This window comes from Kitasatospora sp. RG8, from assembly GCF_017813315.1.
In the GTDB taxonomy this organism is placed as follows: Bacteria; Actinomycetota; Actinomycetes; order Streptomycetales; family Streptomycetaceae; genus Kitasatospora.
On sequence record NZ_JAGIYX010000001.1, the window covers coordinates 326,302 to 345,499 of the forward strand.

18 protein-coding genes are annotated in these 19,198 nt (G+C 75.3%); 13 read left to right on the forward strand and 5 right to left on the reverse strand.

The window, feature by feature from the left end:
- Positions 1 to 154 precede the first annotated feature (154 nt).
- The 5 genes from J5Y04_RS01430 (at position 155) to J5Y04_RS01450 (ending at position 4,633) form a co-directional block, all read left to right on the forward strand.
- The gene (locus tag J5Y04_RS01430; protein WP_209409227.1) at positions 155 to 1,522 is read left to right on the forward strand and encodes an MFS transporter; all 1,368 of its coding nucleotides are present in this window, start codon (positions 155 to 157) and stop codon (positions 1,520 to 1,522) included.
- 144 nt (positions 1,523 to 1,666) lie between these two features.
- A complete protein-coding gene (locus J5Y04_RS01435; RefSeq protein ID WP_148641807.1) occupies positions 1,667 to 2,011 on the forward strand; it encodes a type VII secretion target in 345 nt (114 codons plus the stop codon).
- Complete coding sequence (locus J5Y04_RS01440; protein ID WP_209409229.1) at positions 2,008 to 3,564, forward strand: WXG100 family type VII secretion target; 1,557 nt, start codon at positions 2,008 to 2,010, stop codon at positions 3,562 to 3,564. Before J5Y04_RS01435 ends, J5Y04_RS01440 begins: the two co-directional genes overlap by 4 nt.
- Entirely contained in the window at positions 3,561 to 3,947 is a 387-nt protein-coding gene (locus tag J5Y04_RS01445) for a hypothetical protein (protein WP_209409232.1), read from the forward strand. Before J5Y04_RS01440 ends, J5Y04_RS01445 begins: the two co-directional genes overlap by 4 nt.
- 134 nt (positions 3,948 to 4,081) lie before the next feature.
- Entirely contained in the window at positions 4,082 to 4,633 is a 552-nt protein-coding gene (locus J5Y04_RS01450) for a GNAT family N-acetyltransferase (protein WP_209409234.1), read from the forward strand.
- A gap of 70 nt (positions 4,634 to 4,703) precedes the next feature.
- On the opposite strand, the gene J5Y04_RS01455 is transcribed toward J5Y04_RS01450, so the two are convergent.
- Positions 4,704 to 5,612 (reverse strand): LysR family transcriptional regulator, encoded by a 909-nt coding sequence (locus J5Y04_RS01455; protein WP_209409237.1) that lies wholly within the window; start codon positions 5,610 to 5,612, stop codon positions 4,704 to 4,706.
- Positions 5,613 to 5,683: 71 nt separating this feature from the next.
- Between J5Y04_RS01455 and J5Y04_RS01460 the strand changes: the two genes are divergently transcribed.
- Complete coding sequence (locus tag J5Y04_RS01460) at positions 5,684 to 6,286, forward strand: maleylpyruvate isomerase family mycothiol-dependent enzyme (RefSeq protein ID WP_209409239.1); 603 nt, start codon at positions 5,684 to 5,686, stop codon at positions 6,284 to 6,286.
- 315 nt (positions 6,287 to 6,601) lie between these two features.
- Here J5Y04_RS01460 and J5Y04_RS01465 read toward each other — a convergent pair whose 3' ends face one another.
- The 3 genes from J5Y04_RS01465 to J5Y04_RS01475 all read right to left on the reverse strand — a co-directional run bounded on the left by J5Y04_RS01465 (position 6,602) and on the right by J5Y04_RS01475 (position 8,875).
- Entirely contained in the window at positions 6,602 to 7,369 is a 768-nt protein-coding gene (locus J5Y04_RS01465) for a dienelactone hydrolase family protein (RefSeq protein ID WP_209409242.1), read from the reverse strand.
- 197 nt (positions 7,370 to 7,566) lie between these two features.
- Positions 7,567 to 7,968, reverse strand: a complete 402-nt coding sequence (locus J5Y04_RS01470) for a VOC family protein (RefSeq protein ID WP_209409246.1) — start codon at positions 7,966 to 7,968, stop codon at positions 7,567 to 7,569.
- Positions 7,969 to 8,014: 46 nt separating this feature from the next.
- A complete protein-coding gene (locus tag J5Y04_RS01475; RefSeq protein ID WP_245203967.1) occupies positions 8,015 to 8,875 on the reverse strand; it encodes a (2Fe-2S)-binding protein in 861 nt (286 codons plus the stop codon).
- Positions 8,876 to 9,123: 248 nt separating this feature from the next.
- Here J5Y04_RS01475 and J5Y04_RS01480 point away from each other — a divergent pair, with 248 nt between their 5' ends.
- The 7 genes from J5Y04_RS01480 to J5Y04_RS01510 all read left to right on the forward strand — a co-directional run bounded on the left by J5Y04_RS01480 (position 9,124) and on the right by J5Y04_RS01510 (position 17,827).
- Positions 9,124 to 9,408 (forward strand): hypothetical protein, encoded by a 285-nt coding sequence (locus J5Y04_RS01480; RefSeq protein ID WP_209410095.1) that lies wholly within the window; start codon positions 9,124 to 9,126, stop codon positions 9,406 to 9,408.
- 98 nt (positions 9,409 to 9,506) lie between these two features.
- Positions 9,507 to 10,760 carry an acetyl-CoA carboxylase biotin carboxylase subunit family protein gene (locus J5Y04_RS01485; protein WP_209409251.1) on the forward strand — a complete coding sequence of 418 codons (1,254 nt, stop codon included), beginning with the start codon at positions 9,507 to 9,509 and terminating at the stop codon, positions 10,758 to 10,760.
- Complete coding sequence (locus J5Y04_RS01490; RefSeq protein WP_307852872.1) at positions 10,757 to 12,529, forward strand: IucA/IucC family protein; 1,773 nt, start codon at positions 10,757 to 10,759, stop codon at positions 12,527 to 12,529. Before J5Y04_RS01485 ends, J5Y04_RS01490 begins: the two co-directional genes overlap by 4 nt.
- Before the next feature lie 77 nt (positions 12,530 to 12,606).
- On the forward strand, positions 12,607 to 13,755 hold the full coding sequence (locus J5Y04_RS01495; protein ID WP_209409981.1) for an MFS transporter: 1,149 nt from the start codon (positions 12,607 to 12,609) through the stop codon (positions 13,753 to 13,755).
- Positions 13,752 to 15,467, forward strand: a complete 1,716-nt coding sequence (locus tag J5Y04_RS01500) for an IucA/IucC family siderophore biosynthesis protein (protein ID WP_209409254.1) — start codon at positions 13,752 to 13,754, stop codon at positions 15,465 to 15,467. The genes J5Y04_RS01495 and J5Y04_RS01500 overlap by 4 nt, the downstream gene beginning before the upstream one ends.
- Positions 15,468 to 15,621: 154 nt before the next feature.
- Entirely contained in the window at positions 15,622 to 16,839 is a 1,218-nt protein-coding gene (locus tag J5Y04_RS01505; protein ID WP_209409257.1) for a type III PLP-dependent enzyme, read from the forward strand.
- A gap of 190 nt (positions 16,840 to 17,029) precedes the next feature.
- On the forward strand, positions 17,030 to 17,827 hold the full coding sequence (locus J5Y04_RS01510; protein WP_245204091.1) for an inositol monophosphatase family protein: 798 nt from the start codon (positions 17,030 to 17,032) through the stop codon (positions 17,825 to 17,827).
- Positions 17,828 to 17,885: 58 nt separating this feature from the next.
- Here J5Y04_RS01510 and J5Y04_RS01515 read toward each other — a convergent pair whose 3' ends face one another.
- Positions 17,886 to 19,073 carry a cytochrome P450 gene (locus tag J5Y04_RS01515; protein ID WP_307852874.1) on the reverse strand — a complete coding sequence of 396 codons (1,188 nt, stop codon included), beginning with the start codon at positions 19,071 to 19,073 and terminating at the stop codon, positions 17,886 to 17,888.
- Positions 19,074 to 19,198 lie beyond the last annotated feature (125 nt).

Here is a 19,198-nt window from a genome sequence, read left to right on the forward strand (position 1 = left end):
ATCACCTTGCCCCGAATGCGCTGGGTGATCGTACGGTTACCCGGGGGATCGTCCGGGCCGTACGGTCGGAGCTCACCCGCGGGCCGCAGTCACCAGGCCGGGCCGGTGGTGGGAGGCGGGCGCCCACCCCGGCTCCGTGTGGGGGTTCGGCAGGATGTCCGTGGTCACGAGGTTCCGTTCGGCGGCGCAGCTGACGGGTGGTGGGGTGCTGGTCTGGTCGCTGCTGGGCCGGCTGCCGAACGCGATGTGCCCGATCGGCACGCTGCTGCTGGTCACCCGGAACACCGGCAGCGTCTGGCGCGGCTCGGTGGTCGCCGGGGCGCTGGCCGTCGGGCAGGCGGTCGGCGGTCCGCTGGTCGGCCGGCTCGCGGACCGGCGCGGGCAGCGGACGGTCGGGCTCGCCGCGGCGGCCGTCAACGCGGTGGCGATCCTCGCCCTGGTCGCCGCCTCCCAGGCCGGGCTCCCGTCGGCCTGGCAGATCGCACCGGCCGCGCTGATCGGCCTCTCCGTCCCCCTGGTGGGCCCGCTCTCGCGCAGCCGGTGGGTGCGGTTGGCCGACGGGGACCCGGGGCTGACCTCCTCGATGCTCTCGCTCGACGGCATCGTGGACGAGGTCAGCTTCACCACCGGCCCCGCACTGGTGGGCCTGCTCGCCACGCTGGTCTCCCCCGCGGCCGGCCTGCTGACGGCGGCCGCACTGACCGGCGTCTGCGCCACCCTCTTCGCCCTGCACCCGACCGCCGCCCGCGCGGGCTCCGGCAGCGGCGCGCAGGTGCGCGCCCCCGGGCGGCTGCTGAACGCGCCGTACGTCCTGGTGCTGGCCGGGATGGCGCTGCTGGGCGCCTGCTTCGGCTCGGTGCAGGTCGGGGTGACGGCCACCACGGGCGCCCTCGGGCAGCCGGGCGCGGCGGGGCTGATCTACGGGTTCATGGGCTTCACCAGCGCCTTCGCGGGGATCGCCACCGCCGCCCTGCCCGCCCGCTGGGAGCTGCCGCTGCGCCTGCGGGCGGGGACCGTCCTGCTCTGCGCCGCGTCCGTCCTGCTGCTCTTCTCGGGCGGCGGCGTGGCCGCCCTGGCCGCCGCGATCGGGTGCCTCGGCGTGGCGGTCGCCCCGCAGATGATCACCATGTTCGGGCTCGTGGAACGGACGGTGCCCGCCGCCCGGCTGGGCGAGGCGATGGCGGCGCTGGTCAGCGCGATCATCCTGGCCCAGTCGGCGGGGACGTTCCTCGGCGGCTGGGCGGCCGACCACGTCGGGCCCACCGCGCCGTTCCGGATCACCGTCGCCGCCGCGGCGGCCGCCCTGCTGCTCGCCGCGTTCACCGCGACCGACCGCCGCTACCGCCGCCGGGGCGAAGCGGCGTCGGACAGCCCGTCAGGGGGCGCTCCGGACGGCGCACGGGCCGCCGGACCGATTCCCAAGAACACCCCAAGCACTGGGGCGGATTCTCCGGAGAAAGCGGAGCCCGGGCGTCGGCGGCGTGAAGGGAACGAGGAGCCCGTGCAGCCCTCGCGGGCGTAACGCCCCCGCCCCTGCCACACGTTAGGCTCTGCCACCGATGTCCGCGCCACACCACACGGCGCGGGCATCGAGCCATTCGGACGGACGGACCGACTGACGCACCGGCAGACGTGAAGACGTCCCGGGGACGGGGGAACGGGAACCATGAGCGGCGGGACAAACACGGCACCCGGAGCGGGGGCGGCGGGCGGGTACGGCGTCAGCCTGGCCGGCCTGAGCGGCGTCGGCGACCAGCTGGGCAAGACGGCGACCGACATCGCGGCGGCCAAGGCCGCCTACGCCGGCTCGGTCTGCTACGCGTCGACGGCGTTCGGCGAGTTCGGCATGGACCAGGCCTGGGCCGCCTTCGACACCGCGTGGTCGAAGGAGATCACCGTCACCCAGCGCGCCCTCGACGAGCTGTCGCAGAAGATGTCGGCCACGACGCAGAACTACCGCAACGCGGAGAAGGCCGTCACCGCCTCGCTGGTGCCGGCAGGTGGCCGGTGAGCAAGGTCAAGGATCTGGAACACGCCCAGCACAGCATCGAGCAGCTGGAGTTCATGTTCGCCAACCTGCACCTGCTGCAGGGGATCAACGAGGCGCTGGCCGTGCCGGAGCCGGTCGGCGACCCGGGCGCCGTACGGGCGCGGGCGAAGGACTACGCGCAGGCGGCCTCCTCCTTCGGCCAGGCCTCGCAGGACCTCGCGGGCATCGCCACCAACCAGCTCCCCGCGGTCTGGACGGGTTCGGTGGCCGAGCACGCCACCCAGGCGATCCACGCGATGTCGGCCGAGACCACCACCTCCAAGGAGACCCTGGCCGAGGCGGCCAGGCTGCTGGACGCCTGGGCCAACGAGCTGGAGTGGGCGAAGCGGACCGACGCCGACGGCTGCCGCCAGCTGAAGGAAGCCGGCGACCGGGTCAAGGACGATCTCGGCGGCTTCGACGCCGACGCCCGTGCCACGGCGCTGTCCGGCGTCGGCGCCCGGCTGGCGGCCGCCCGCCGGGCCGAGAGCTCCGGCACCAGCACCGCGAGCAAGCTGAACCAGCTGACCTCCAAGGCCCGCGCCTCGCGCGCCGGCGAGGGATCGCTCGACCCGCTGGCGGCCGTGGTGCTGGCCACCGAGAAGAACCCGGGCGCGGGCGAGGACGACGGCTACATCCTGACGCCGGGCCAGCTCGACCGCGCCACCCAGACCCTCGGCGTGATGACCGGAGCCGACCAGGCGGCCTTCCGCGCCCTGCTGTCCGGCGCCAAGTCCCCCGAGGAGGCCGCCTACCTCTGGAAGGCGCTGGCGGCCGGCCACTCGGTGGCCGACATCCAGAAGTTCGACGCCGGCATCCACCCGCACGGCGACGACCCGGCCTGGCTCGCCCAGCACCTGGTGCCCGCGACCAGCACCACGGACATCAACCGCGAGTCCTCGGACAACATCGACCTCACCTACCAGGGCCAGCAGGTCAACATCGACGGCTACGGCGTCTACTCGCAGCGCAACGTCAACGACTGCGTGGCCGCGTCGACCGTGATCGCCCAGGCCAAGCTGGACCCGCTGCTGATGTACCAGCTCACCACCGGCGGCACGCCCGACGAACCCGGCGCGGACTCCGCGCAGAACTTCGAGCAGCGGCTGCAGAAGACCTACGTGGACGAGTACATCGCGGGCCAGAAGGCCGACGGCCAGAAGACCTACCCCAAGGAGGACAGCGGTCTCGGCCCCAAGGCCCAGACCTACCTGGCCGACAAGGACCTCGGCAAGGCCACCGGCGCCGACTACGAGCACGTGGAGCTGAAGAGCGACGCGGACCGTCGGGCGGCACTGGCCCGGATCGAGAAGTCCGTGGACGAGGGCCTGCCCGTCCCGATCAGCGTCCGCAACGAGGACGAGGGCCACCAGATGATGATCATCGGCCGGGACGGCGACAAGCTCCAGATCTACAACCCCTGGGGCTTCACCTCCTGGGTGACCGAGGACCAGTTCGTCAACAGCCAGCTCGGCGGACTGACCCCCGGTGAACACCCCCTGAACAAGTCGACCGCCCTGGAGCTGCCGAAATGACCACCGTCCGGCCGGACGCCGAACTGGCTGACCTCGACGTGCCCGCCGCCATCACCCGCGGCCTGCTGCTCGACGGCGGCCCGCGCCAGGCCCTGTTCACCGAGGCCGCCATCGCCGCCGTGCACCGCGCCGAGGCGGCGGGCGTCGGCCCGTACCCGCTGGGCTTCCTCGCCCGGCACGTCCGGGCCGGCGGTTTCGCGGCCGCCCTCGCGCTGCCCGAGCCGGTGATCGGGCTGACCGGTCGCGCGCTGGTCCGCGACTGGCTCCAGGCCGCCGCGGCGAGCGGCGCCGACGTGGCGCGCGAGCACCTGTTCGCGCGCTGGCTGGCGGAGGTCTCCGCACTGATCGCGATCCGGCGCGACATGCGGGAGTTGGACGACTGAGCGGCCGTCCGGCGCCTCGGCCTCCCGGGGGCCGGGCCCGGGCGGGGGCGTTGCGGCGGGCCCGGGCGGGGCGGCGGACGCGCGGGAGGTTCGCCGGCCGCCGGCCGGCGAACCTCCCGCCCTATGATCTGATCATGATCGAAGGAACGCGGGTGAGACTGCGCGCGCTGCGCGCCGAGGACGCGGAGCACCATCTCCGGTGGCGCAACGACCCGGAGGTGGTCCGCCTGGCCTCCGCCGGGGACCCGTGCTTCGGGCCGGTCACGGCCGAGGCGGTCGGGATCGCGTTCGACACCATGCTGCGACTGGTCCCGCGGGAAGCGGCCGTGCTCACCGTCGAGGAGTCGGCGACCGGGCGCGTCATCGGCGTCACCGACTACCGCGACCTCGACCCGTACCTCGGGGTCGCCACGCTCGGGATCACCATCGGCGAACGGGAGTTCTGGGGCCGGGGGCACGGGTCGGAGGCGCTGCGGCTGCTGGTGGACCACCTGTTCGGCGCGTACGGACTGCACCGGCTGGAGCTGGACACCTGGAGCGGCAACGAGCGCGCCGCCCGGGCCTTCGTCCGGCTCGGCTTCCGGGAGGAGGGCCGCCGCCGGTCGGCCGCCCTGGTGGGCGGAGTCCGCTACGACCGGGTCCTGTTCGGCATGCTCCGGGAGGAATGGGCCGCGGCGAGGCCGTAGGCACGGGGCCCGGGACGGCCGGGCCCGGGACGGCGGGGCCCGGGACGGCGGGGCCCGCGCCGGCGGGCGGTCAGCCTGGCCGCACCGCCGGGAACGCGCTCCGCAGCCGGGCGAGCAGTTCCCGCGCGGCCGGCCGCTGCGGGCCGTCCGCCTGCCAGGCGAGGGCGATGCGGGCACGGGCCTCCTGGTCGGCGAGCCGCCGGGTGCCGAGGCCGAGGACGGCGGCGTACTCGGAGGGGACCTCCGGAAGGACGGCCACGCCCAGTCCCCGGGCGGCGAGTTGGGCCAGCAGCGGCGGCGAGGAGGCCTCGAAGGCGATGTGCGGCCGGACACCGGCCCGCGCGCAGGCGTGTTCGAGGGTGGCGCGCAGACCGGTGCCGCGCGGCAGGCTGATCAGGGGGCGGTCGGCCAGGGCGGCGACCGGAAGGGGGTCGGTGGCGAGGAAGGGGTCGCCGACGGCGGTGGCGGCCACCAACGGGGTGTCCACCACCACCTGGAAGGCGATGCCCGGCGGGGGCTCCTGCTGCGCCACCCCGACGATCGCGATGTCCAGCTCCCCGCGACGCAGGGCGGCGAGCATCTGCTCGGAGCCGGACTCGCTCAGCGAGATCTCGACGCCGGGGTGGTCGCGGTGGAAGCCCGCGAGCAGTTCGGCGACCGCGAACTCCTCCGTCGACGCCCCCGACACCAGCCCGATCGCCACCTGCCCGCGCACCAGTCCCGCGTACTCGTCGGCGGTCTGCCGGATTCCCTCGACCGCCGCGAGGGCCGCCCGGACGTACGGGAGGACGGCCTCGCCGAGCTCGGTCGTGGCCACCGTCCGGCCCGAGCGGTCGAGCAGCCGATGGCCCAACTCGCGCTCCAGCTGGAGGATCTGGGCGCTCACTCCCGGCTGGGCGAGGTGCAGGCGCGCTGCGGCCCGGGTGAAGTTGGCCTCCTCGACCACGGCGGCCAGGTACTGCAACTGGCGAAGCTCCATAACCACTGATTCTAGTGATCAGAACAACTGTCTCTTGGACTTATGACGCCGCCCCGGGCAGGCTGACGATCATGGGAAGCAGCACCGCATCGACCGTCCGGGCCGCCATCGCCGCAGAGCGTCGCGAGCTGGCCGACCTCCTCGACGGCCTCACCGAGGCCCAGTGGGACGCCCCTTCGCTCTGTGCCGGCTGGCGCGTGCGCGAGGTGGCCGCACACATGAGCACGGGGTTCCGCCACTCGCTGCCCCGCACCGCGCTCGAACTCGCCCGCGCACGCGGCAACCTGCACCGGATGACGGACCGCACCGCCCGGCGTGACGCCGCGGCCCTCGGACCGCGCGAACTCGCCGACGCCCTGCGGGAGAACGCCGACCACCCGTGGAAGCCGCCGGTCGGCGGGTTCACGGCCGCACTCGGGCACGACGTCGTCCACGGCCTGGACATCACCGTCCCGCTCGGCCTGGACCGCCGGGTACCCGCCGACCGCCTGCGCCTCCTCCTGGACGCCGTCACCCCTCGCAGCCTCCGGTTCTTCGGCGCCCGGCTGGACGGTGCCGGGCTGCGCGCCACCGACCTCGACTGGTCCTACGCCGGTGACGGCGGCGGCCGCACGGTGGCCCGGCCGGCCCAGGAGCTTCTGCTGCTCGCGTATGGGCGGACGCTCCCCGGCTGACGGAACGTCGGGCCCCGGTGCCGAGCCGCCCGCAGACCGAGGACCGCCGACCGCCGACCGCCGACCGCCGACCGCCGACCGCCGACCGCCGACCGCCGACCGCCGACCGCCGACCGCCAGAGTGCCAGAGTGCCAGCACCGGGCGGACGGAGAGGTCCTGGAACAGGCCCTCTCCGTCCGGGCCGCGGAAGAGCTCGGGGACTGAGGTCGGCGAGGGACATGGCGGCAGTCTGGCACGGGCCGCCGACACGGCCGCCCCGCCGAGGAACGGGACGCCGTACCGGACGGCTTCCTGCTTCTCGGCCGCCCCCGACGTCAGAACGTGCGCTTCAGCAGGGCGAACAGCGCGTCCCAGTGCCGGGCGGCCGCCTCCGGGTGGTAGGGGGCGGTGTCGGCCTGGGTGAAGCCGTGCGGCGCGCCCTCGTAGACCTCGCAGGTGTGGCGGACGCCGGCCTCGGCCAGGGACTTGGCCAGGCGGTCGATCTGGTCGGCGGGGAGCGACGGGTCCTGGTCGGCGTGCCCGAAGTACAGCTCCGCCGTGACCTTTCCGGCGACGAGATGCGGACTGTCCTCCTCGTCGGAGGCGAGCATGCCGCCGTGGAAGCCGGCCGCCGCCGCGACCCGGTCGGGGTAGGCGCCCGCGGTGCGCAGCGCGAGCTGGGCGCCGAGGCAGTAGCCGGTGATGCCGACCGGCCCGTCGGACGTCAGCGGCGATTCGGCCAGCCAGTCCAGGTACGCGCCGGCGTCGCGGACCGCCATCTCGGCGGTGTGCGACGCCATGATCGGGCCGAGGCGCTCGAACAGGGTCGGGTCGGCGGCCGGGTCGATCGGCTCCGGCGGCTCGGGCAGCGCGACGAGCGGCGCGCGGCCGTGCCGGTAGAACACGTTGGGCACCAGCACGGTGTAGCCCTCGGCGGCGATCCGGTCGGCCATCGACTCCAGGAACGGGCGGAGCCCGAACGCGTTCATGTACAGCAGGACGGCCGGGTGGGCGCGGCCGTCGTCCGGGTGGGCCAGGTAGGCGTCGGCGGTTCCGTCCGCCGTCGGAATGTCGACGGCTGTGCCACGCAGGGCGGTTGTCACGGTCGGTTCTCCTCGGTGCTGGGTGGCTGAGCGCGTTCGGCCCGGAGATTATCGACGCCCCGATACCGCTCGTCCACGCGGTTTCCTGCCGAGGGCCCGGCGGCCGGGTGTCCGGACGGCCGCAGGGCCCGGGCGTTCGGACGGCAGCGGCGGTTCCGGGACCGGCCGCCGGTGGGCCCGGCCGGGCGGCCAGGCGGTCAGGCGGTCCAGGTCCGGGTGCAGAGCACCAGGCGGTAGCCGTCCGGGTCGGCGACGGTGACGCCGAACTCGTCCCAGTACGGGTTGTGGGCGGCCACGCGGGTGCCACCGGCAGCCTCCAGGCGGGCGACCCGGGCCTCGTCCACGGGCGCGCCCAGGTAGAGCACGAAGAGGTCGTCGACGGTCGGGGTCGGGTCGAGGGGGCGCTCGGGGTCGCGGGTGAGCTCGAAGTGCCAACTGCCGCCGGGGATGCCGACCATGACGAGGTCGTGCTCGCCGGGGACGTGCTCGGCGGTGCGCCAGAGAACGGAGAGGCCGAGGCCGTCGACGTAGAAGCGTTCGGCGGCGGCGAGGTCCCGGGAGGGGCGGGCGACCCGGACGTGCGTAGTGGAGTCGATCATGCGGCGAGCGTACCGGTGGGCGCCCGAGCCGGCGCCCGATGGGGCGTCAGAGCCGTTTCAGGCGCTCGTCGTCGGGCGTCCGGGGGCAGGTGATGCAGGCGGAGTCCGGGCGGATCGCGTAGTAGAGGCAGCACCCGAGGCGGGTCCGGGTGGGGTGGCTGCGGCCGTCCGCGCCGAGCAGGGTCCGGAAGGCGGCGGCGCCGACGAGGGGTTCGGTCCCGCCGGGCAGAACGGCCTCCGCGGCGGCGACGGCCCCGGCCACCCCGGCGGACCCGGCGGACCCGGCGGGGTCGACGGCCTCGGCGGGCTGCGACGATCCGCCCGAGCGCTCGTCGAGCATCCGGCCGAGGTACCAGATCGCGGAGGCCAGGTCGTCCGTGACCATGCCCCAGAGCGCCCGGGTGCCGCGCCGGGTGGGCCCGGCGAACGCGGCGAGCAGCGGCTCGACGTGCGTCACGACCGCGGCGCGCAGCTCGGCGCGGAGCTCGTCGTCGCCGGGGAGGCTCACGTGGGCGCGCGGGCGGAGCGCGAGGTCGCCGGTGGGGGCGTGCAGCCAGAGGTCCGCCGCATCGATCACGGGGACCCGGCGGGCGAGGTGCCAGGGGCCGGCGATCAGGACGGACACCGACCAGAGGTAGTGGTGCAGCAGCCGGGAGGCGGCGACGTGCGGGCGCGGGGCGGTGCCGTGTTCGTCGGCGACCGGGGCGATCCGGGCGGCCTCGCCGGCCAGCGCCGCCTCCAGGGCCGCCGGGTCGGCGGCCAACTCGGCGGCGGAGTACCAGCCCTGGGCGGGCGACGGGGACGGCTCGCCGTCCGCGAGCAGGGCGAGCCGGAGGACGGGACAGAGCTCCAGCAGCAGCCGGTAGTCCGCATGGAGGGGGGAGGCGTCCCGGCGTGCGGCGGGCATGGGTGTGGCGGTTCCCGAGATCATCGGTACTCCCGAGCTCGAATTAGGTGAGGCTCACCTTATAGGCACTCGACCGCCGGTTCGCACGCGGGCGACACCCGGGGCGCAGTCGCTCCGGACGCGGGCGACGCCCGGGCGCGGTCGGCCCGGACGCGGACAACGCCCAGGTGGGGACGGTCCGGGCCGAGCCGGGACAGAAAGGTCAAGGCTTGACAAATTTAGGGTTGCCTAACCTACTATCTCGCCTCGTGCTGACAACCGATCCGTCGGCCGCCCCGGCCCCGGCGGCGCCCCCGCCCTCCGTGGCGCGGCGGCCCCTTCTGCTGGCCGCCGGAGTCGGCGTGCTCCCGCGCTGCGTCGCACTGAGCCTCGCACTCGGCCCCCGGGCCGTCCCGCTCTCCACCGTGCTCGACGCCCTCACCGGCGGCGGCCACGGTGCCGACGAGACCTGGATGTCCGGCATCGGTGTCCAGGCCGCCGACGCCATGCTCGGCGACATCGCCAAGGCCGTCGGCGTCGACGCGCCCAAGTAGCGGCCGCCCGGGCGGGGCGGGCGCGCGGGACCGTCCCGGCCCGTCCCGCACACACCCACTCGGAACTCCCCCACCACACGGTAAGGACTAGCGCCGACATGCGGCTCTACCTGCTCGCCCTCAACCCCACCGACTCGGTCACCCAGGGGTTCCTGCCGGCCGCCGCCCGGCTCGGGCTCGACGTCACCGTGCTCACCGACCACGCCGAACCGCACCGACGCGCCTATGCCGGACTGGACTTCGCCCCCCGGGTGGTGGAGTGCGAGGTGCGCGACTTCCGCGAGGTGATCGGAGTCGTGTCCCGGCACCGGGAGCGCGACGCCGCGACGGCGCAGGCCGCTGCGCGATCCGCAGGCTTCGCGCTCTTCAGCAACAGCGACCACCTGCAGACCCAGACCGCCCTGGCCGCCGAGTACTTCGGGCTGCCGGCCAAGGACTGGAAGGCCACCCTGCGGGCCAAGAACAAGGGCGAACTCCGCCGCCACCTGGCCGCGGCGGGCGCCGACGCCGTCCGCTCGGCCGAGCTCGCTCCCGGCCAGGACCCCTCCGCACTGCGGGAGTCGGACCTGCCGTTCCCGGTCGTCGTGAAACCGCGCGAGGGCGTCGCCAGCGAGGACGTCTCGCTGGTCGCCGACGCGGCCGAACTGGAGCGGCGCTGCAGGGAGATCCAGCACCGCCGGCCCGGGGCCGCCCTGGTCGTCGAGGAGTTCCTGGACGGCCGGCTGTGCACCCTGGAGACGCTCGGCGACGGGCGGCGGCGCCACGTCCTCGGCGGCTTCCGCACCAGGCTCTCCCCGCCGCCGCACTTCATCGAGGAGATGCTGGAGTTCGTCCCCGCCCACCCGCCCGCGGTGGTGGCGCAGGTCCTCGCCCAGCTCGACGCGATCGGCATCGGTCTCGGCGCCTGCCACACCGAGTTCGTCGTCCAGCCGGACGGCCGGGCCCGGATCATCGAGGTCAACTACCGCGCCATCGGCGACCAGTGCGACCTGATGCTCGCCGAGGCCCTCGGCATTCCGCTCTTCGAGCACATCCTCTCCGTCCACCTCGGCCGCGAACTCCCCGCCGACCTCGGCGAGCGGTGCGCCGGCACGCCGCTGCGCGCCCGCAACGAGGCGGTCTGTGCCGACCGGGCCGGCACCCTCACCGCCGCGCCCGGGCCGTACGACGAGGAACGCGACGGCGTCCGGCTCGCCTACCGGCCGCTGCGCCCGCTCGGCGAACGGCACGAGCACTACCGCACCAACCGGGACTACCTGGGCGTGATCTGGGCCGTCGGGCCCGAGCAGGCCGCCGTGGACGCCGCCGTCGCCCGCTTCGTCGCGGCCAACCGCTGGGAGATCACGCCGTGAGCGCCGCCCCCGTGCCCCCCGCCGACGCGCTGACCCTGCGCGTCCTCTCCGCCCTGGTGCGCGAGGACGTCCTCGGGCTGCGCACCCGTGGCGCCGTCGAGGAACGCGCGGACGGCCCCTGGCTCGTCCTCGCCGACGCGGGGATCGCGTTGCCCGTCACCGCCGACGGCTTCCAGAGCGAGTACGCGGCCAGGCTGCCGCTGCTGGAGGCCGACGGCAGCGGGCTCACCGGCGCGGAACAGGCCGTGGCCGCCCTGGCCGGCCGCGCCGAGCCCGCGGACCGGCCCGGCTGGGCGGCCTTCGCCGAGGAGTGCCGGCAGACGCTCGCCACCATGGAGCTGCACGAACGCGTCCGGAACGAGGTGCACACCGCGCTCACCGACCTGTACGGCGCCGACCCGGCGTACTGGACGGGCCCGGCGGCCGCCCTCGGCCACGACACCCTCGCCGCCCACCTCGACCACCCGGTCTACCCCACCGCACGCGGCCGCTCCGGCCTCACCGAACCGCAACTGCGCTCCTACGCACCCGAGTTCCACCCCGCCTTCGAACTGCGCTGGCTCGCCGTCCCGGCCGACGGGCTCAGCACGCACGGCGACCGGCCACTGCCCAGCTGGTGGCCCACCCCGAGCTGGCTCGGCCTCGACCTGCCGGGCGGCGACGGCGCCTGGGCCACCCTGCCGGTCCACCCGCTGACCATCGGCGAACCGCTCACCGCGGCCCTGCGCGCGAGCGGCCTGGAGGGGCGGGCCGTCCTCGCCGGCCGGCCGTACCTGACCGTGCTGCCCACCCTCTCGATGCGGACCGTCGCCGTCGCCGAGGACCCCGTGCACCACCTCAAACTCCCGCTCGCCACCGCCACCCTGGGCCGGCTCAACCGCCGCACCATCAAACCCGGCACCCTGCGCGACGGCGCCGCCGGCCAGCGGCTGATCGAAGCCGTGCTGGAGCGCGAACCGCGCTTCTCCGGCCGGATCCTGCACGCCGACGAACAGAGCTGGGCACACGCCGGCCACGAACTGCTGGCCGTTCTGCTGCGCCGCCACCCCTGCGGGCTCGACGGGTCCGTCACCGTGCCGCTGGCCGCCCTGCTCGCCCCGGCCCCCGGCGGGCGGCTGGTGATCGACCACCTCGCCGACCGCTTCCACGGCGGCGACCCCGTCGCCCTCTTCGACGCCCTGCTGGAGCTGCTGCTCGACTGGCAGACCACCCTCTTCGGCTACGGCATCGCGCTGGAGTCCCACCAGCAGAACACCTCGCTGGTGCTGGACGAGGACGGCGGACTGCGCCTGCTCTACAAGGACGACGACGGGCCGCGCGTCCACACCGCCCGGCTCGCCGCGGCACTGGGCGAACTCGCCCCGGCACGGGAGGAGTTCGACGACGCCCGGATCCTCTGCGACGACGACCGGCCGCTGACCGACCTGTTCACCACCATCACCGGCCACCTCTGCACCGGCGCCCTGGCGTTCGGCCTCGCCGCCCACGGCCGCGCCGGCCTCGACGACCTGCTGGCCCTGCTGCGCAGGCGGCTGGCCGAGTCGCTCGACCGGATCGGACCGGCCGGCGAACCCCTTCGCACCGCCCTGCTCGACGCCGAACGACTGCCGGTCAAGGCGATGGTCACGGCCGGCACCCTGCTGACCAAGCAGCGCTCCGGCGCCGCCGACATCAACAAGCACTACACCGACGGCCCCAACTACCTGTTGCCACGGGCGTCCACACCGCCGGCGAACGGCCGGCCGGGCGACTCCCCGGGCGCCCGGTGACCGTCGACGCGCTCGCGCAGCACTCCGGCAGCGGCACCAGCGGCCCGCGGAGAATCGGCCGGCGCCAGGTGCACGCGATGGCCGCCTGCTACTTCGTCGCCTCCTTCGCCGCGCTCGGCCTGCCGCCGTTCCTGACCGACATCCTGCCCGCGCTCGGCGACCCGCAGGGCCGCTGGGCCGGGGTGCTCTACGTCGTGCCGACGGTGTTCAGCGCGCTCGGAGCCCCGCTCTGGGGGCGGCTCGCCGACCGGTTCGGCCGCAAACGGCTGCTGCTGCGCGCCCAACTCGGGCTCACCGTCTCGTTCCTGCTCGCCGGGGCCGCCGACAGCCTGCCCGCGTTCACCCTGGCCCTCGTCCTCCAGGGCTTCCTCGGCGGCACCTTCGCCGCCACCAACGGCTACCTGGCCGCCGCGCTCGACGGCGCGCAGCTCTCCCGGGCGCTCACCCTGATGCAGGGCAGCGCGCGGGCCGCGCTGGTCGCCGCTCCGGTCCTGGTCGGGGCGCTCTCGCCGTGGATCGACCCGCACCGGCAGTACCTGCTGATGGCCGTGCTGCCGCTGGCCGCCGCGGTGCTGCTCTCGCTGCTGCCGGAGCCCGCACGGCCGGCGCGCGCCGCGGCCGGGGAGCCGGCCACCGCGGCGGCACCGGCGGCGGCCGGACGGGGCCCGCTCACCGTCCTCTACGCGTTCGAGTTCGCCTTCGTGTTCGCGACCGTCATCTCCTTCCCCTACCTGACATCCCTCGCGCAGGAGCGCCTGCCCGGCGTCTCCGGTACCACCACCGGCGTGCTGTTCGCCCTGCCGCACCTGTCCTACCTGGCGTTCGCCGCCCGCACCCACACCGTGTTCCTCACCCGCCCGCACGCGGGGATCGCACTCGGCTTCGGCCTCGTCGCCCTCGGTCTGGCCGGGCACGCCGCCGCCCACTCGCTGGCCGCGTTCGTCGCCGTCCGCCTGCTGCTCGGCGCCGGACTCACCCTCGGCCTGGTCTGCCTCTCGGTGCTGGCCGCCGAGGCCGCCCGGGGCCGGGAGCCGGGCCGGATGTTCGGCACCCTCGAATTCGTCTCCAAGGGCGGCGCCGTGGCCGCCGGCGCCGTCGCGGCGCTGGCCAACGGCCGGTTCGGCGCCGCCTCCCCCGTGCTGGCGGGCACCGCCGCCGCACTGCTGGCCGCGGTCACGGCCGCCGCACTCGCCGTCCCGTCCCGCAAGCGTTGGAGTCGCCGATGACCCACGAACTGCCCACCGCCGACCACGCGGTGGCCCACACCCTGCTCAACTGCCTGCTGCGCGAGGTCTCCGCGCCCGAGCACCAGACCGCCGTCGCCGACGGCCGCCTGCTGCTGCGCCTGCCCCGGCGCGGCGTCCTGCTCCGGATCGCGCTGCGCCGCACCTCGCTGCTCGGCGCCCACCGCTTCACCGGCCCGGTGGAGGAGGAACGGCCCGACGGCTGGTCCGAGGTGGACTGGCACGTGCTGGCCGGGTACGTCCGGGACGAGCTGGAGCTGCGCACCGGATCGGTCAACGAGGAGTTCCTGGACCAGCTGACGTCCAGTCACGACGTGGTCCGCGCTGGGCTGGAGGACCGCCCGGCGCCCGGCGCGGACCGCTACCTGGAGTCCGAGCAGGCCCTGCTCCTCGGCCACCGGTTCCACCCCGCGCCCAAGTCGCGCTCCGCCGAGCGCGGCGACTGGCGGTCGTACGCGCCCGAGTCCCGGGCGGCGTTCCGGCTGCACCACCTGGCCGTCCGCGAGGAGCTGGTCGCCGAGTCCTCGGCGGACCCGGCGGCGACCGCCCTGCTGGACGGACTACGCGAGGTGCCGGACGGCCACCGGCTGCTGCCCGCCCACCCCTGGCAGTACCAACTCATGGCCGGACACCCGCTGTTGCGCGGCGCACTGGAGAGCGGGGACGTCCTGGACCTCGGCCCGGGCGGCGAACCGTTCACCGCCACCGCCTCGGTCCGCACCCTGTACGGCGCGGGCGCGTTCCTGAAGTTCAGCCTCAATGTGCGGATCACCAACTGCCTGCGCAAGAACGCCGCCTACGAGCTGACCGGCGCCGTGGCCCTGACCCGCCTGCTCGGCCCCGCACTCGCCGACCTCGCCGAGCGGTTCCCCGGCGCCGCGATGCTGCGCGAGCCCGCCTTCCGCACGCTGGCCCTGCCCGGCGCGGACGGCCGCCCGGACCGCTCGCTCTACGAGGGGTTCGGCCTGATCGTCCGCGAGGGCTTCGCGGACGCGCTGCACCCCGGCGTCACGCCGCTGCTGGCCGCCGCCGTCGCCGACGAGCACCCGACCAGCTCGGCGCACGTCTCGGCGCTGCTCGGCCCGGACGCGGGCGTGCAGGAGGCGCTGGACTGGTGGACGGCCTACCTGCGCCTGCTCGTTCCGCCGGTGCTCGCGGCCTACTTCGACCACGGCGTGGTACTCGAACCGCACCTGCAGAACGTGCTGATCGGCGTGGACGCCGCCGGCCGGCCCGCCCAGGTGCTCTTCCGCGACCTGGAGGGGACCAAGCTCGTCCCCGACCGCAACGCCGCCCTGCTCGCCGCCCTGCCGCCCGAGGTGGCCGGCCCGATGGCCTACGACGCCGAACGCGGCTGGGACCGGGTGGTCTACTGCCTGCTGGTCAACCACGTCGCCGAGCTGCTGGCCGCCCTCGCCGACCGCCACCCGCAGGCGGAGGGCGCACTCTGGGAGGCCGTCCGGCGCGTCCTGGAGGAGTACGCCGCCGCCCACGGCCGTCCGCCCCGGCTGCGCGCCCTGCTCGCCGGGGTGCCGCTGCCCGCCAAGGCCAACCTGCTGACCCGCTGGGAGCGCCGCCCCGACCGCGAGGCCGGCTACGTCCGGCTGCCGTCCCCGTTCGCCCGCACCGTCCTCGCGGAGGCCGCACACCTGCCGCCGCAGGGCGCGCGGACGCCGGCCCGGAGCGCGCGGTGACCCCGCCCCGCCTCCACCGGCGGCCACCGCCTCCGCGTGCGCAGGATCCAGCGCCGGCCTTCGGCGGCCAACGGCCCCGCGCGCATGACGACTTGGAGGGTCCGACGATGGGAGTGTCCGATGACCTGGAGCAGCCGATGAAGTGGAGCAGTCGATGACCGAGGCCGTCCGCCGGCACGTCGCCGGGCTGGCGCCGGGGGCGCTGCCCGCCTTCGTCCACGACCTCGCGGCGCTGCGCTCGCACGCCGCCGCCGTGCGGGCCGCGCTGCCCGCACGCGTCGAGCTCTACTACGCCGCCAAGGCCAACCCCGACGCGCCGCTGCTGGCCGCCCTTCGTGACGCGGTCGACGGCTACGAGGTGTCCAGCGGGGGCGAGTTGGCGCACGTCCGGCAGGCCGTGCCGGGGGCGCCGCTGGCCTTCGGCGGGCCGGGCAAGACGCCCGCCGAGATCGTGGCCGCCGTCGACGCCGGGGTGCACCGCTGGCACGTCGAGAGCGAGCAGGAGCTGCACCGGCTCGCCGCCGTCCTGGCCGACGACCGGCCGCAGGCCTGCGTGGACGTGCTGCTCCGGGTCAACCTGCCGGTGGGCCCGGGCGCACTGGACGCGGTGGCGCTCGCCATGGGCGGCCGCCCGACCCCGTTCGGCCTCGACCCCGACCGCGCCGAGGCGTGCGCCCGTCTGCTGACCGATCCGCTCGGCCCGTTCGCCCCGCTCCACCGGCGGCTGCGGCTGCGCGGCGTGCACGCCCACCTGGCGAGCGGGCTGACGGCGGCCGGGCAACTGGCCGTCGCGGAGCAGGTCGTCGACTGGGCGGCCCAGCTGGCGCGACGGCACGCGTTCAGGCTGGACGAGGTCAACGTGGGCGGCGGCATGGCCGTCGACTACGCCGACCCGCAGGCGCGCTTCGACTGGGCGGCCTTCGGCGCGGGCCTGGCCGGGCTGCTCGACCGGCACCCCGGGCTGACCCTGCGGATCGAGCCGGGCCGCGCCCTGACCGCCTACTGCGGCTGGTACGCCACCGAGGTGCTGGACGTGAAGCAGAGCCACGGCGAGGACTTCGCGGTGGTCCGCGGCGGCACCCACCACCTGCGCACCCCGGCCACCCGGGGCCACGACCAGCCCTTCACCGTGCTGCCGGTCGACGCCTGGCCGCACCCCTGGCCGCGGCCGGCGGTCACCACCGGCCGTGCCACCCTGGCCGGCCAGCTCTGCACCCCGAAGGACGTCCTCGCCCGGGCCGCGCCGGCCGCGGAGGGCCTTCGGACGGCGGACCGGGTGCTCTTCGCGATGGCCGGCGCTTACGGGTGGAACATCTCGCACCACGACTTCCTGATGCACCCCCGTCCGGGGTTCCACTACCTGGGCGGGTGAGACCCGGCCCCGCCGGCCCCGTGCGGGCGGCGGCCGTGGCCCTTCTGCCGACAGATTGCGGAATCTGTCAGCAGAAGGGCCGCAGCCCCGGGCCGTCGGCCGCCGCTCCCCCGTCGGAGGGGGCTGCCGCAGGTCAGCACCGCACAGGCGTGCGAGAGTGGTAGCCAGCGAAGGGAGCGCGGACGTGCTGATGGACAGGGTGGCGGAGATCCTCGCCGAGGCGTCGGCCGAGGTGGTGGAGCCGCGGTTCCGGGCGCTGGCCGCCGGCGAGGTGATGGAGAAGGCCCCCGGCGAGGTGGTCACCATCGCCGACCGCGAGGCCGAGGTGATCATCGAACGACGGCTGCGCGAGCTCCTGCCCGTCCCGGTCGTCGGCGAGGAGGCCGTCGCCGCGGACCCCGGACTCGCCCGCGCACTGCACTCCGAGCCGGCCGTCTGGCTGGTCGACCCGGTGGACGGCACGGCCAACTTCATCGCCGGCCGCCCCGAGTACGCCGTGATGGCCTCACTGGTGCGCTCCGGGGAGACCGTCGCCGCGTGGATCTGGCAGCCCGAGACCGCCACCTCCTACACCGCCGAGCTGGGATCCGGCGCCTGGCGCAACGGCCACCGCCTCACCCGGACGCCCGCGCCCGGCGACCCCGCCGACTGGCGCGGTTCCGTCAAGAGCCGCTTCCTGAGCCCGGACCGGCGCCGGACGCTGGAGGCCAACGCCGCCGCGTTCGGCGAGATCTCCCCCGGCCGGCACGCGGCCGGGATCGAGTACCCGGACATCGCCGAGGGCGCCCTCGACTTCATCCTCTACTGGCGCACCCTGCCGTGGGACCACGCCCCCGGCTCGCTGCTGATCAACGAGGCCGGCGGCGTCTCCGCCCGCCTGGACGGCAGCCGCTACCGGCCGGAGGCGCCGGGCGGCCAGGACGGCCTGCTGGTCGCCTCCGACCCGGAGGCCTGGGAGCGCACCCGCGCCATCCTGATCGGCCGGTAGGCCCCGGCGACCGCCCCGTCCCGCCCCGGTGGCCGGCCGGCCACCGGGCCGCCCGGCCTCACCAGAGGACGGGCAGCCGCTCCGGCAGGCGCTTGATGAACCCGGGCCGCCAGGCCAGCTGCTCGACCGGCAGGGCCAGCCGCAGGCCCGGCAGCCGCTCGACCAGCGCGGTGACCGCGATCTCGGCGTGCGTGCGGCCGAGCGCCGAGGCCGGGCAGAAGTGGCGCCCGCCGCCGAAGGCCAGGTGCGGGTTGCTCGTCCGGTCGAAGTCGATCTTCTCCGGGTCCGGGAAGACCGCCGGGTCGTAGTTGGCGCCCTCGATCAGGACGAGGACCAGCTCGCCCTCCTTCACCTCCACCTCGCCGAGCCGCACGTCCGCCAGCGCGATCCGCGGCAGCGCGTCGCCGATCGACAGGTTGACCCGGAGCAGCTCGTCCACCGCGCGGCCGATCAGCGCGGGCTCCCGCCGCAGCCGCTCGGCCAGTTCGGGCTGGCGGGCCAGGTAGACGATCGCGTGCAGCAGGAACGAGGAGGTGGAGACGGCGCCCGCGCCGAACAGCGAGAGTGCCACGGTCGCCAGCAGCTCGTCACCGACCTGGTCCGAGACGTCGGGCGAGCGGCGCAGTTCGGCGAACCGGCCAAGGAGGCCGTCCTTGGGCTCGGGGTCGGCGCCCAGCCGGTCGAGCATGTAGCCGAGGTCCTTGTACCAGTTGGACGCCGCGCCCTCGAACGGCACCGGGCTGGTGATGAACGCGACGTCGATGCCGGCCATCAGCCGCCGCCAGTCCTCGGTGGGGATGCCGAGCAGCCGGCAGTGCAGGGCGGCGGAGTAGGGGTCGGTGAAGCCGTCGCGCAACTCGCCGGGGGCGCCCCGGTCGACCAGCGTGTCGATGAGCCGGTGCGCCTCGGCCTGCAGCCAGCCGTCCAACTCCTTGTCGGCGCGCGGCGAGAGGGTCTTCATGACGGCGTTGCGCAGACCGGCGCTGTTGACGTTGCCCATGTTGTTGACCACCTCGGGCGGGATGGTCAGCGCGTACTGGCGCGGGACGCCCGGGTTCGCGGTGTCCTTGAGGCTGAACCGCTCGTCCTCCAGCACCTGCTTGGCCAGTTCGTAGCTGCTGACCAGCCACGCGGGGTCGCCGGTCATGGTGCGGACCCGGGCGACGGGCTGCTCCTCGCGCAGCCGCCTCGCCTCCTCGGGCAGGACGTCGCCTCTGCGGGAGAGCGGGAAGGTCAGGTCGGTCACGGGTGTGCTCCAGGTACGGGAGGGCGTCCGGGGAACGCTGCGGGATGGGGAAGGCAGGGAGATGGGAAGGGCGGGGTGACAGGGGACACCGCGGGACGGCGGCGTGGTGGAACGGGAAGGGCCGC

Coding starts and splice junctions, on each gene's coding strand:
- J5Y04_RS01430 (WP_209409227.1), top strand. CDS start 155: ATGTCCGTGGTCACGAGGTTCCGTTCGGCGGCGCAGCTGACGGGTGGT.
- J5Y04_RS01435 (WP_148641807.1), top strand. CDS start 1,667: ATGAGCGGCGGGACAAACACGGCACCCGGAGCGGGGGCGGCGGGCGGG.
- J5Y04_RS01445 (WP_209409232.1), top strand. CDS start 3,561: ATGACCACCGTCCGGCCGGACGCCGAACTGGCTGACCTCGACGTGCCC.
- J5Y04_RS01450 (WP_209409234.1), top strand. CDS start 4,082: ATGATCGAAGGAACGCGGGTGAGACTGCGCGCGCTGCGCGCCGAGGAC.
- J5Y04_RS01455 (WP_209409237.1), bottom strand. CDS start 5,612: ATGGAGCTTCGCCAGTTGCAGTACCTGGCCGCCGTGGTCGAGGAGGCC.
- J5Y04_RS01460 (WP_209409239.1), top strand. CDS start 5,684: ATGGGAAGCAGCACCGCATCGACCGTCCGGGCCGCCATCGCCGCAGAG.
- J5Y04_RS01470 (WP_209409246.1), bottom strand. CDS start 7,968: ATGATCGACTCCACTACGCACGTCCGGGTCGCCCGCCCCTCCCGGGAC.
- J5Y04_RS01475 (WP_245203967.1), bottom strand. CDS start 8,875: ATGCCCGCCGCACGCCGGGACGCCTCCCCCCTCCATGCGGACTACCGG.
- J5Y04_RS01485 (WP_209409251.1), top strand. CDS start 9,507: ATGCGGCTCTACCTGCTCGCCCTCAACCCCACCGACTCGGTCACCCAG.
- J5Y04_RS01495 (WP_209409981.1), top strand. CDS start 12,607: ATGGCCGCCTGCTACTTCGTCGCCTCCTTCGCCGCGCTCGGCCTGCCG.
- J5Y04_RS01500 (WP_209409254.1), top strand. CDS start 13,752: ATGACCCACGAACTGCCCACCGCCGACCACGCGGTGGCCCACACCCTG.
- J5Y04_RS01505 (WP_209409257.1), top strand. CDS start 15,622: ATGACCGAGGCCGTCCGCCGGCACGTCGCCGGGCTGGCGCCGGGGGCG.
- J5Y04_RS01510 (WP_245204091.1), top strand. CDS start 17,030: ATGGACAGGGTGGCGGAGATCCTCGCCGAGGCGTCGGCCGAGGTGGTG.